The following is an 11,655-nucleotide window of genomic DNA, read 5'->3' on the forward strand; positions in this document are numbered from 1 at the left end:
GGCCAGCCATGCTAGACGTCGTGGTCACTGCGCGCAGCCATGAAGCGCTGGATATCTACAGCTATGTACTGACCGCAGCCGATGGCGGCAGCCTGCCTGCTTTTACCGCCGGGGCACACGTTGACGTGCACTTGCCGGGTGGCCTGATCCGCCAGTATTCGCTGTGCAACGCCCCCGGTGAACGCGACCGATATCAGATTGGTGTGCTAAAGGACGCCGCTTCCCGTGGCGGCTCGCAGTGCATGCACGAGCGTATCAACGTGGGCGACCGCCTGCAGATCAGCGAGCCACGCAATCACTTTCCGTTAGCGCTCGAAGCGCGTCGCAGCCTGTTGTTTGCGGGCGGGATCGGTATCACGCCGCTACTGTGCATGGCTGAGCAACTGGCCGCAAACGGTGAGGATTTCGAGCTCCACTACTGCGCCCGTTCGGAACGGCACGCGGCCTTCCTGGAGCGGCTCGGCGGGCCGGTGTTTCAGGGTAGGGTAGTGGTGCATTTCGACGAAATGGCCCATACCCACCTGAATGCCGCCCGTGTGCTTGCTGCCCCCCACCCCGACACGCACCTGTACGTGTGTGGCCCCGGCGGCTTCATGCAGCACATTCTGGATACCGCCGCAGCCCAGGACTGGGCGCCCGGGCAGCTGCATCGCGAGTACTTCGCCGCCGCGCCCGTAGGCCCTCAGGCTGCCGGGCACTTTTCGGTAAAGCTGGCCAGCAGTGGCCAGGTGTTCGACGTTGGGCCGGACGAAACTGTGGTTCAAGTGCTGGAGCGCCACGGTGTGGACATCGCGATTTCGTGTGAACAGGGTGTATGCGGCACCTGCCTCACGCGCGTGCTGGAAGGGGAAGTGGACCACCGCGACCTGTTTCTCACAGAGGAAGAACAGGCCGCGAACGATCAGTTCACGCCATGCTGTTCGAGGGCCAAGTCACCCCTGTTGGTGCTCGACCTCTGACAGCCTGCGAGGGGGCTCATTTGCCACGCGATATCACGGTGAAGTCCGGGCTGCCCTCGGCCTCGCCGAACACCTTGGCGTAACGCAGGGTGGCATTGGCGTGCTCGCGCATGATGGCCTCGGCGCGAGCACCCTGACGATTACTCAGGGCGTCGTACACGGCGTGATGCTGCATGTGGGCAAAATTGAAGCGGCGGTATTCGCGCACCATGGCATGGCGATCGATCGCCAGCGCCGAGACCGAGGCGAAGGGACGGTGATCATTGCGGGCAAGCGCTTCGGCAATCGCCGCATTGCCACTGCTGGCGACGATCACCTGATGAAAGCGCATGTTGAGGTCGTGGTACACCTCAAGGTCCTGTTCGGTGACATACCCCTTGGCAAACAGGGCATCCCCTTGTTCCAGGCATTCGAGCAACGCCGCGTGTGCCTGCTCGGACAGCCCGCGTTCGGCACTCTGCCGCGCGGCCAGGCCCTCCAGTACCCCGCGTACCTCGACAGCGTTGGCGATATCGTCCGCGCTCAGCGCCCGCACTTGAAAGCCGCGGCCACCGTGGCGTACCAACAGCCCCTCCTGCTCCAGGGTGCGAAATGCAATACGCACCGGCATCCGCGATACGCCGAAGCGCTCGGCGGTAGGAATTTCCATCAGCCGCTCGCCGGCGCCCAGCTCGCCAGAAGCAATCATCTTGCGCAGTGCGACCAGCACCAATTGGCCCGGCTTGGTCATTGAATGCGATTCCCTGTCAATGGCCGGCTATGGTACAGCACCGGCATTGCCGCGAGAAACAACGCCTGCCGGGTTCACCTCAGGCTGGCGAGGCACCCTCATAAGCGTCCTGCAGCAGCTGACGTATCCCGGCCGCTTCGATAGGGCGGGGGTTCCAGTAAGGGTTGGACAGGGCAATGTCGGTGGCGCGGTCCAGGTCGGCCTCGGTCAGCCCCAACGCTTTCAAACTGGTAGGTGCGCCCAAGGAACTGGACAGCTTGAATAGCGCAGCGGCTGGGCTGCAGTCGTGATCATCCAAGGCCCGGTTGATGCGCGACAGCGCCGGCGCCGCGCCCTGGTTGTAGGCAATGGCATGGGGCAGCACGATGGTGTGGGTCTGGGCGTGGGGGAGGTTGAAGCTGCCGCCCAGCGTGTGGCACAACTTGTGGTGCAAGGCCATGCCCACATTGCCTAACACCGTGCCGCACAGCCACGCACCGTAGAGGCAGTCGCCGCGTGCGTCGAGGTCCTCAGGCGCCTGATAGATACGCTTCATGCCCTGGGCCAACGCGCGAATGCCTTCTTCGGCCATCAACGACATCACCGGGTTGCCATCTTGCGCATACAGGCCTTCCGCCGCGTGGGCGATGGCGTTCATCCCGCTGGTGATGGACATCTCAAGCGGCAGGCTGACTGTCAGCGAAGGGTCATAGATGACTGTTCGGGGCAGTACCCGCGGGTCCTTCCCGGTGCGTTTGAGGCCGTTTTCGGTCAAGCCGTAGACCGGGGTCATTTCCGAGCCCGCGTAGGTGGTGGGAATTGCCAGGATGGGCAAGCCCGAATCCATGGCAATGGCCTTGCCAAGGCCTGTGGTAGAACCGCCACCGATGGCGACGGCGCAGTCCGCGCCCAGTTCACGCGCCACCTCGCGGGCCTTGCGCGCCGTCTCGATCGGCACATGCATCACCGCCTTGTCGAAGATAGCCGCAGCACGGTCCCCCAGCAATGCGGCCACTTGCTCGGCCTGGGCGCGCTGTTCGGGGGTACAAAGCACCAGGGCGCGGCGGGCACCGAGGCGGTCTATTTCGGCCTCGAGCTGGGCGAGCGAGCCTTTGCCGAAAATCACCCGTGAAGGTTGGCCGTTATAAACGAAGTCCGGTGTAGCCATGGAAGTACTCTCCTGTACCTGGGATAGGGGCGCCTGAACCCGAGAACTGCACGGGGTGGTCAGGCAGGTGCTAGGACAAAATCGAATTCGAGCGTATGGAAGGGCGCCTGGCTGACCACGCCATTGGGCTGTGGCCCGGGCGGATGCTGTTTCCATTCGGCAATCAACCCAGCGCGCACGCCAAACAGGGCATCACAGGCCAGATAAGGGTCGCCTTCCTGGAATACGGACGTGGTGAGCGGTCGATAGCCTGCCGCGTCGATGTCAAAGGTCATGTGCGCCGGCCGCCACGCTGGGCGATCAAGGGCTTCGAGCAAATCCTTGACTGGCCCTTGGGCTTGCACTCGCTGCGGCTGTGGCATCGCACATGCGAACCGGAAGTTGCCGCCACCATCGGCTTGCAACAAGGCTGCTGGCGCCGATGGGTTACCCGACGTCGTAAGGCGCAGCCTGGCGTGGGGTATCGGCTTGCCCAAGGGATCGCGCACAGTGCCGTGCACCCAGCTACGAGGGCCGGGTAGGCTGGCGCTGATGTCCGCATCAAGGTCATGAAGCGCGGCTGCGGGGGCAGGCCGCTGTTCCAGTGCGGCGGGCTCCGTGCAGCCGCCCGGCTTGGCCGAGTGTTGAGCCAGCACCAAAGTGGACAAGCCCAGCACATGGGACAGCAGCGCCAGCTCGCAGTGGCTGGCCGAACCCGCCTGGCCGGCCTGTTCAAGAAACGCAACGCCTTGCCGCCATTCGTGCTCGCTCAGCCGAATATCCCGTGCAAAGGCATGGAGGTGCTGCACAAGGCTGGTCATCACCTCGTTCAGGCGCGGGTTCGGCGCATTGCGATGTGTGGCCAGTACCGCCTGTGTGATCGTGGTTTCGTCCAGGTTGCGCATGGTGACTGCTCTTCTAGCCTGATGCGCTGAACGTTATAGTTCCACGAGCCGTTAAAAAAGGCCGGTTATGGAATTGTTTATTTCACTGATGAAAAAATAAGAAGGAGCGCCGATGGACCGTCTCACTGAGCTGGAACTGTTCGTACTCACGGCCGAAGTAGGCACCCTGAGCAAGGCGGCGGAGATTCTGGGGCTGTCCAATGCCGCCGCCAGCCGGCACCTGGTGGCGCTGGAGCAGCGGTTGAACGTGCGGCTGATCGACCGCAATACGCGACGGCTGGCGCTTACTCACTCAGGGCACCAATTTTATACAAGCTGCAAAAGCCTGCTAGGCGAGCTCAAGGAGGCCGAAGCGTCGTTGACCGAGTCCTTGGTGCAGCCGGTGGGCACCTTGACCATCACGTCTTCCATTTCTTTCTGCATGCTGCATATCGCGCCGCTGATCCCGGCCTTCCGCAAGCTGTACCCGCACATCAATGTGAAGGTACTGGGTGAGAACCGCTATTTCGACATCATCGACAGCGAGATCGACCTCGCCATCAGAACCCGCGAGTACGAGCCGGATTCCAACATCACTATCCGCCGGCTGGCTGAAACACGCCGCGTGCTGGCGGCGGCCCCCGGTTATCTTCAACGCAAGGGCATACCGCAAACGGTGGAGGACCTGGCCAACCACGACTTGCTGATCTACAGCCATGCCAACCAGCCGCGGGTGATGCGGTTCACCCGGGGCAGCGAGGAAGTGGCTTACAAGGTGGACCCTATCCTGGAAACCAACGACGGGCAGATCGTGCGGGCGGCGGCGCTGGCGGGTGGGGGCATTCTGGTGCAGCCTAAATACATCATCAATGCCGACCTCGTGGCCGGGCGCCTCATACCCGTGCTGGACGACTGGGACCTGCCGCGGCTGATCATCAATATGGCCTTTCAAAGCCGCCGCTACATGCCCACCAAGCTGCGAGTATTCATCGACTTTCTGCTGGCTGACTTCAACACGCACCAGTATGAGCGCCACTGGACCCGTTGAGCGGTTCAGATCATTCCCCGACTACGCGCGGTTCACACCCCTCGCGCGCCTCAAGCGATCCGGACCTCTAAGTCACTACTGGGCTATCAGTTTTCCACCAGGCGGAAAACACATTTGCCGCATGCGCGTTTGTTTTCCGTTTCATTGGCAGTAATCTCGACCTCACTGAGCGTACACACAATTTCAATAAAGGTTGACCTCATGTCCGACTACCCAGCAGTACGTAGCGCGTCGTCGAAGATCCTCTGGCGTATCGCGGCCATTACCACCATGGGCTCGTTGGGGTTCGGCTACGACACCGGCGTTATTTCCGGTGCGCTGCCCTTTATGTCGCTCGACGCCGCCCAGGGCGGCCTTGGGTTGACCCCGGTATCTGAAGGGCTTGTAGCATCGGCGCTGATTTTTGGCGGGGCGCTGGGCGCGTTGTTCGCGGGACAGCTGTCCGACCGTTATGGCCGCCTGGGTGTGCTCAAGGGCCTGGCCTTGTTGTTTGCCATCGGCGCACTAGGCACTGCCTGCTCCCCCGATTTGACCACCATGATCATCACCCGCTTCATCCTCGGCATCGCGGTGGGCGGCGCGTCGTCAGCGGTGCCGGTGCTGATCGCGGAGCTGGCAGCACCCCGGCATCGTGGCCGCCTGGTGTGCCAGAGTGAATTGATGATTGTCTCCGGGCAATGCCTGGCCTATGTGGCCAGCGCCGGCCTGGCCCACCTGTTCGACAGCCCGATCATCTGGCGGTACATGCTCGCCATCGCTTTGGTGCCGGCGGCGCTGCTCTATATCGGCATGCACTTTGTGCCCGCGTCGCCCCGCTGGCTGGTCAGCAAGGGGCGCATCGCCGAGGCCAAAGCCACGCTTTCGGGCATCCGCGACACCCAGCGCGAAGCCGACCTGGAAATGAAGGAAATTGTTACCCAGCACAAGCTGGAACGGCGCCACGGCAGTGCCTGGAGCGCCCTCAAGGCACCGTGGATGCTCAAGTTGCTGGCCATCGGGATCGGGCTGGGCTTTGTTATCCAGTTCACCGGCGTTAACGCCTTTATGTACTACACGCCGATGATCCTCAAGGAAACCGGCATGGGCACCCACGCCGCGCTGGTCGCCACCATTGGCAACGGGGTGGTCTCGGTAGTGGCTACGCTGATTGGCATGTGGGTGATCAACCGCATGGGGCGCCGCAGCATGCTGTTGCTGGGGCTGACGGTAGTGGTACTGGCGCAAATCTTCCTCGGCGTGGTGGTCAACTTCCTGCCGCACTCGCTGATGCAGAGTTATCTGGCGCTGTCCGGCGTGCTGGTCTTCCTGTTCTTCATGCAGATGTGCATCGGCCCGGTGTACTGGCTGCTGATGTCGGAAATATTCCCCACCCATGCCCGTGGTTTGATGAACGGCATTGCGGTAGGCATTTTCTGGGTGTTCAACGCGATCGTAGCCTTCGTGTTCCCGATCCTGCTCAGCCAGTTCGGTGGCATGACGTTCTTCCTCTTCGCGGTCATCAACATTGGCTCCATTGTGTTCTGCAGCCTCTGGCTGCCCGAGACCAAAGGCCTGAGCCTGGAAGAAATCGAGACACTGATGGAGCAGCGCCTCAGCGGCGGAAAACGTATCCCCGACGCGGCCCGGGCCTGCTGAACCTACATGGCAAATGCCGGCCATTGAGCCTTCGGGCAAGCCGGCTTTCACGAATACGTGCAAAAGGTGAACACCATGAATGCGCAACTGGATGCTGAATCGCCCATTGGCGGCATGTTCGAAGAGGAGCGCTCGGCTGACATTGTGAACGCTCGTATCAGCAAGGGCGCCGACGCCCGGTTGAGCGAAGTGATGGCAGTGCTCACGCGGCACCTGCATGCCGCGATCAAAGAGATCGAGCCCACCCATGAGGAGTGGTTCAAGGCCATCGAGTTCCTGACCCGCACCGGGCAGATGTGCACCGACTGGCGCCAGGAGTACATCCTGCTGTCCGACGTGCTGGGCGCGACCATGCTGGTGGATGCGATCAATCACCGACGGCCCACCGGCGCCACGCCCAACACCATCCTGGGCCCGTTCTATGTGGCTGACGCCCCGCGCTACGAAAACGGCGCCAACATCTGCCTGGACGGCAAGGGCGAACCTACGCTGGTCAGCGGCCGGGTGCTGGACACCGAAGGCCACCCTATTGCCGGGGCCACCCTGGACGTTTGGCAAACCAACGACGACGGCTTTTACGATGTGCAGCAAAAGGGCGTACAGCCGGACTACAACCTGCGCGGCCTGTTCACCAGCGATGAAAACGGGTTCTACGCCTTTCGCACGGTCAAGCCGCGGCACTACCCGATCCCTGCGGATGGCCCGGTGGGTAAGCTGTTAAGGGACCTGGGGCGGCACCCCAACCGCGCGGCGCACCTGCACTTTATCGTGACCGCGCCCGGCTACGACCAGGTGATCACCCACATCTTCACGCCCGATTGCCCGTATCTGCATGAGGACACGGTGTTCGGCGTTAAAAAGGAGCTGGTGGCGCGGTTTACCACCGAGACCGACCCCGGCGTCGCTCAACGATACGATTTGCAAACGCCTTTCCTGGCCGTGAACTGGGATTTTGTCCTCACCCCGGCCTGACCTCCCAACGATTGCTCATCAACTTTGACCCAAGTGACCACCATGCCCAATAACAATGTAGAACTGCTGGCTGCTTATTGGACCCTCGCGGGCGACACCTACCCGGGCGCACCGAGCGAAATTGCCACGCATTCCCTCCAGGCGAGGGCCGAAGCCGCAGCCAAGGCCGGCTGGCGTGGCATGGGGCTGCTGCATGCAGACCTGTTGCATAACCTGGAAAAGTTGGGCCTGTCCACCATGCGCAACATCTTCAAGGACAATGGCATCAAGTTCCTTGAAGTCGAGTTTCTCACCGACTGGCACCTGCAGGGCGCGCCGCGGGCGGCCTCTGACAAAATGCGCGATGAACTGCTGGAACTCGCCGGCGAGCTGGGCGCGCACAACATGAAAGTGGCCGGTGGCCTGTTCGAGGAAGGCCCGCCTGATGTTTCGCTGATGCGAGACAGCTTCGCCATCCTGTGTGACCGCGCGCAGCCCTTCGGCGTGAACGTGGTGATCGAGTTCCTGCCGTTCTCCAGCGTTAACACGATCGACCGCGCCATTGCCGTGACAGAAGGCGTGCGCCCCAACGGTGGCCTGCTGGTCGATACCTGGCACGTGGCTCGCGGCGGCATGCAATTCGATGAAATTGCCAAGTTGCCGCTCGAATTGGTGAAGTCCATCGAGCTCGATGACGCCAACCACAAGATCGTCGAATCCCTGTTCAACGATTCCACTCACCATCGCAAGTTCTGCGGCGACGGCGAGCTGGACGTTCCGGCGTTCATTCAACAGGTGGTGAACCTGGGCTACCGCGGGCCATGGGGTGTGGAATTGATCAGCGCCGAATGCCGCAAGCTGCCATTGGACGTGGCGGCCAAGCGAGCCTTCGATACCACCATCGCCCAGTTCGAGAACATCCGTTTTCCGGCCTAGAAACAAGCCGCAGGCGTCCTCTTACAACAATCAATAAGCAGATCTGGAGAAGTACCATGGTAGGTATCGCGGTTTTGGGCGCTGGGCGCATCGGCAAGATCCACGCCGCTAACGTGGCCGCCAGCAAGCTGGCGACACTGGTGGCGGTGGCAGACCCCTTCGCGGACGCGGCCGCCAGCCTGGCGGATGAGCTTGGCACGCAAGCCATGACCGATTGCGAAGCCGCCATCGACCGCCCCGACGTAGACGCCATCGTGATCGGCACCCCGACGCACACCCATATCAACCTGATGCTGCGCGCGGTGCGCCAGGGCAAGGCGGTGCTGTGCGAGAAGCCGATCGACCTGGACATGGCCAAGAGCCTGGCGGCGGTGGAGGAAGTGGAGCGGCTCAATGGCCGGGTGATGCTGGCCTTCAACCGCCGCTTCGAGACCACCTTCGCGCAGATGCGCGCCGCCATTGACGCCGGTGACATCGGCGACGTGCGCCAGGTCATCATCAGCAGCCGTGACCCCGGCCTGGCACCCGAGGACTACATCAAGCATTCCGGTGGGATCTTCCGCGACATGACCATCCACGACCTGGACATCGGTCGCTGGTTGCTGGGCGAGGAGCCGGTGGAATTGAGCGCGATCGGCAGCCGCCTGGTGAACTCGCCACTGATGGAAAAATACGACGACTACGACACCGCGATGGTGCACATGCAGACGGCCTCCGGCAAACAGTGCCACATCAACAACTGCCGCCAGGCCGTGTACGGGTACGACCAGCGCATCGAAGTGTTCGGCTCCAAAGGCATGTTGCAAATGGACAACCTGCGGCCCACCACCATCCGCCGCTGGAGCCAGGACGTAACGGATGCGCGCGAGCCGCTGCTGAACTTCTTCCTCGAGCGTTACCAGCAGGCCTACAAGGCAGAGCTGGAGGCTTACATCGACGCCTTGGCGTACAACAAACCAATGCCGACCACCGTGCAGGATGGCTTGCAGGCCTTGCGCCTGGCCGACGCCGCGGTGGAATCGGTTGCCACCGGCCGTGCAGTGCGCCTGTAAGCGGTTCGCGCTCAATTCTGGACAGCATCATCAGGAGAACCTCATGTCCTATCAACTTCAGAGCGGTACGACCATCGGCGTGGCCTGCCTGGGCATCACTCACCCACATACCTCGGGCCGGGTGAAAGCATTCCAGCGTATGGCCGATGTGCAGTTCCTCGGTGCCTTCGACGACAGCCCCTTGCTTGAACCGTTCTGTGACGCGTTGGGCCTGCAGGCGCGCAGCAAGGAGGAAATCCTCGCCGACCCCAACGTGCACGTGGTGCTGGTGCATCCCAAAAGCTATCTGATGGCCGACTGGGCTATCGAGGCCCTGAACGCCGGCAAGGCGGTGCTGTGTGAAAAACCGGCAGGCCGCGGTAGCCAGGACACCAGCAGAATCGTCGAGGCAGTGGAGCGCACCAATGGGCTGTTCCAGGTGGGCTACTGCTGGCGCTACGCGCCGTCGGTTGAAAAGATGCAGCAAGTGCTCGAAAGCGGTGAGATCGGCAAAGTGCTGCAAGTGCGCGCCCATGCCGGCTGCTCCCATGACGAGGCAGATACCAACCACATGAAGCAGCCCGGGGACCGCGGCGGCGCCTTTTATGTGATCGGCTGCCACACCATCGACCGGATCCTGCTGCACTTCGGCAAGCCTCGCTCGGTTAACGCCCGCATCACCAAGTTTGCCGGGCAAATGAGCGAATCCGCCCGGGAAGACGCGGTAGGCGCGGTGCTCAACTATGACGACAAGCTGATCACCATCGACTTCATGTCATGGGACCCGATGCCCTGGACCGAAAGCTGGGACATCACCGCCTATGGCACCCATGGGGTGATGCATTCCACCCCCATGCCAGCGTCGTACAAGCTGTACCACGACGGCAAGAACGGCCATCAGCAGGGCTGGACGCACTGGAACGAGAACAGCTTCCCGGAAATCTGGGCGGTGCGCAAAACCGTGTACTCGCCGGAAATCGCCGAGATCGGCAACCCGGTGTACTTCGATCGTGAGGCCGCTGCGTTCGTGAAGTCGTTGCGCACAGGCAGCCCCTCCACCGTGCCGGCCACGCAGGCACACAACATCAACGTGATCCTCGAAGCGCTGTTCGAGTCCGCTGATGCCAACGGCCAGGAAGTTTCACTGGCCTGGTAACCCGATAGCCGTCCGAGTACGCAACGTCTGCTTCACCGGCCTCGATTTCGAGGCCGGTCGGGCGCTTGCACCCTCGAGAGTTCACAACAACAACAAAAGCTGAGGGCATCATGCACAAGATCATCAAACTGGTTGCAACTGTGGCGCTGGGGCTGGCCGTTGCGGCGTGCTCCAAGCAAGACGCCAATACCAAGGGCACGGTAGGTATCGCCCTGCCGTCCAAGACCGAAGCGCGCTGGGTATCGGACGGCAGCAGCATCGTCGATTCGCTGAAAAAACTGGGCTACGACACCGACCTGCAATACGCCCAGTACGAAGCGCCCACGCAGCTCTCGCAGATCGAGAACATGATGGTCAAGGGCGTGAAAGCGTTGATCGTGGCGCCCATCGACGGCACCACCATGGCCGATGTGCTCAAGCAGGCAAAGGAGAAAGGCATCAAGGTCATTTCCTACGACCGCCTTATCCGCAATTCCAAGGACTTCGACTACTACGTTACCTTCGATAACTTCCGCACCGGGGTACTGCAGGGCCAGTCCATCGTCGATGCGCTGGCGCTCAAGCAAGGCAAGGGCCCGTTCAACCTGGAGATCTTTGCCGGCTCCACCGACGATAACAACGCGCACGTGGTGTACGCCGGGGTGATGTCCCAGCTCAAGCCCTACATCGACAGCGGCAAGCTGGTGGTGCGAAGCGGCCAGGTAGACATCGACAAGACCGCCACCCCGAACTGGGACGGCGCCCTGGCCCAGGCGCGTATGGACAACCTGTTGAGCGCCTTCTACGGCACCGCCCACCTGGATGCGGTACTGGCCATGAACGACCAGATCGCCAACGGGGTGGTGTCCTCGCTGCGCGGGGTAGGGTATGGCAGCGGCAAGAGCGCGATGCCCATCGTGACGGGCCAGGATGCCGAAATCTCCAGCGTGAAGTCGATCATCGCCGGTAACCAGTCCTCCACGGTGTTCAAGGACACCCGTGCCCTGGCCGGCGCCGCGGCGCAGATGACCGACGCGGCCTTGACCGGCCAGACCGTGAGCGTCAACGACACCAAGTCCTACGACAACGGCTCGATGGTGGTGCCTACCCAGTTGCTTACGCCCCAGCTGGTGGATCGCAGCAACTGGCAGAAAATCCTTGTGGACGACACCAAGTTCTACACCGCCGAGCAGCTGCGCTAGGCACCGCGCACGTCAACG

Annotated in this window: 11 protein-coding genes; 8 read left to right on the forward strand and 3 right to left on the reverse strand. The window is 62.1% G+C overall.

The window, feature by feature from the left end:
* The first annotated feature begins 8 nt into the window (after positions 1–8).
* Positions 9–959 carry a PDR/VanB family oxidoreductase gene (locus AC3Z8Y_RS11645; RefSeq protein ID WP_490089826.1) on the forward strand — a complete coding sequence of 317 codons (951 nt, stop codon included), beginning with the start codon at positions 9–11 and terminating at the stop codon, positions 957–959.
* A 16-nt stretch (positions 960–975) separates the two neighbouring features.
* Here AC3Z8Y_RS11645 and AC3Z8Y_RS11650 read toward each other — a convergent pair whose 3' ends face one another.
* The 3 genes from AC3Z8Y_RS11650 to AC3Z8Y_RS11660 form a co-directional block, all read right to left on the reverse strand.
* Positions 976–1,689 (reverse strand): GntR family transcriptional regulator, encoded by a 714-nt coding sequence (locus AC3Z8Y_RS11650; protein WP_181120866.1) that lies wholly within the window; start codon positions 1,687–1,689, stop codon positions 976–978.
* 79 nt (positions 1,690–1,768) lie between these two features.
* Complete coding sequence (locus AC3Z8Y_RS11655) at positions 1,769–2,836, reverse strand: maleylacetate reductase (protein WP_490089827.1); 1,068 nt, start codon at positions 2,834–2,836, stop codon at positions 1,769–1,771.
* A gap of 59 nt (positions 2,837–2,895) precedes the next feature.
* The gene (locus tag AC3Z8Y_RS11660) at positions 2,896–3,720 is read right to left on the reverse strand and encodes a dioxygenase (RefSeq protein WP_490089828.1); all 825 of its coding nucleotides are present in this window, start codon (positions 3,718–3,720) and stop codon (positions 2,896–2,898) included.
* Positions 3,721–3,832: 112 nt separating this feature from the next.
* Between AC3Z8Y_RS11660 and AC3Z8Y_RS11665 the strand changes: the two genes are divergently transcribed.
* From AC3Z8Y_RS11665 to chvE, 7 genes are all read left to right on the forward strand, one after another.
* On the forward strand, positions 3,833–4,747 hold the full coding sequence (locus AC3Z8Y_RS11665) for a LysR family transcriptional regulator (RefSeq protein WP_490089829.1): 915 nt from the start codon (positions 3,833–3,835) through the stop codon (positions 4,745–4,747).
* 201 nt (positions 4,748–4,948) lie between these two features.
* Complete coding sequence (locus tag AC3Z8Y_RS11670) at positions 4,949–6,382, forward strand: sugar porter family MFS transporter (protein ID WP_490089830.1); 1,434 nt, start codon at positions 4,949–4,951, stop codon at positions 6,380–6,382.
* A 75-nt stretch (positions 6,383–6,457) separates the two neighbouring features.
* Positions 6,458–7,354, forward strand: coding sequence for an intradiol ring-cleavage dioxygenase (locus AC3Z8Y_RS11675; RefSeq protein WP_490089831.1), 897 nt, complete (start codon positions 6,458–6,460; stop codon positions 7,352–7,354).
* A gap of 42 nt (positions 7,355–7,396) precedes the next feature.
* A complete protein-coding gene (locus AC3Z8Y_RS11680) occupies positions 7,397–8,269 on the forward strand; it encodes a sugar phosphate isomerase/epimerase family protein (protein ID WP_490089832.1) in 873 nt (290 codons plus the stop codon).
* A gap of 56 nt (positions 8,270–8,325) precedes the next feature.
* A complete protein-coding gene (gene iolG, locus AC3Z8Y_RS11685; RefSeq protein ID WP_181112083.1) occupies positions 8,326–9,321 on the forward strand; it encodes an inositol 2-dehydrogenase in 996 nt (331 codons plus the stop codon).
* 43 nt (positions 9,322–9,364) lie between these two features.
* Positions 9,365–10,456: a Gfo/Idh/MocA family protein gene (locus AC3Z8Y_RS11690; protein ID WP_490089833.1), complete on the forward strand. Its 1,092-nt coding sequence runs from the start codon at positions 9,365–9,367 to the stop codon at positions 10,454–10,456.
* A 110-nt stretch (positions 10,457–10,566) separates the two neighbouring features.
* Complete coding sequence (gene chvE / locus AC3Z8Y_RS11695) at positions 10,567–11,637, forward strand: multiple monosaccharide ABC transporter substrate-binding protein (RefSeq protein ID WP_181112085.1); 1,071 nt, start codon at positions 10,567–10,569, stop codon at positions 11,635–11,637.
* Positions 11,638–11,655 lie beyond the last annotated feature (18 nt).

The organism is Pseudomonas sp. 3MAES_34.3B, assembly GCF_058145875.1.

Coding starts and splice junctions, on each gene's coding strand:
- AC3Z8Y_RS11690 (WP_490089833.1), top strand. CDS start 9,365: ATGTCCTATCAACTTCAGAGCGGTACGACCATCGGCGTGGCCTGCCTG.
- AC3Z8Y_RS11660 (WP_490089828.1), bottom strand. CDS start 3,720: ATGCGCAACCTGGACGAAACCACGATCACACAGGCGGTACTGGCCACA.
- AC3Z8Y_RS11645 (WP_490089826.1), top strand. CDS start 9: ATGCTAGACGTCGTGGTCACTGCGCGCAGCCATGAAGCGCTGGATATC.
- AC3Z8Y_RS11670 (WP_490089830.1), top strand. CDS start 4,949: ATGTCCGACTACCCAGCAGTACGTAGCGCGTCGTCGAAGATCCTCTGG.
- AC3Z8Y_RS11650 (WP_181120866.1), bottom strand. CDS start 1,689: ATGACCAAGCCGGGCCAATTGGTGCTGGTCGCACTGCGCAAGATGATT.
- iolG (WP_181112083.1), top strand. CDS start 8,326: ATGGTAGGTATCGCGGTTTTGGGCGCTGGGCGCATCGGCAAGATCCAC.
- AC3Z8Y_RS11665 (WP_490089829.1), top strand. CDS start 3,833: ATGGACCGTCTCACTGAGCTGGAACTGTTCGTACTCACGGCCGAAGTA.
- AC3Z8Y_RS11675 (WP_490089831.1), top strand. CDS start 6,458: ATGAATGCGCAACTGGATGCTGAATCGCCCATTGGCGGCATGTTCGAA.
- chvE (WP_181112085.1), top strand. CDS start 10,567: ATGCACAAGATCATCAAACTGGTTGCAACTGTGGCGCTGGGGCTGGCC.
- AC3Z8Y_RS11680 (WP_490089832.1), top strand. CDS start 7,397: ATGCCCAATAACAATGTAGAACTGCTGGCTGCTTATTGGACCCTCGCG.
- AC3Z8Y_RS11655 (WP_490089827.1), bottom strand. CDS start 2,836: ATGGCTACACCGGACTTCGTTTATAACGGCCAACCTTCACGGGTGATT.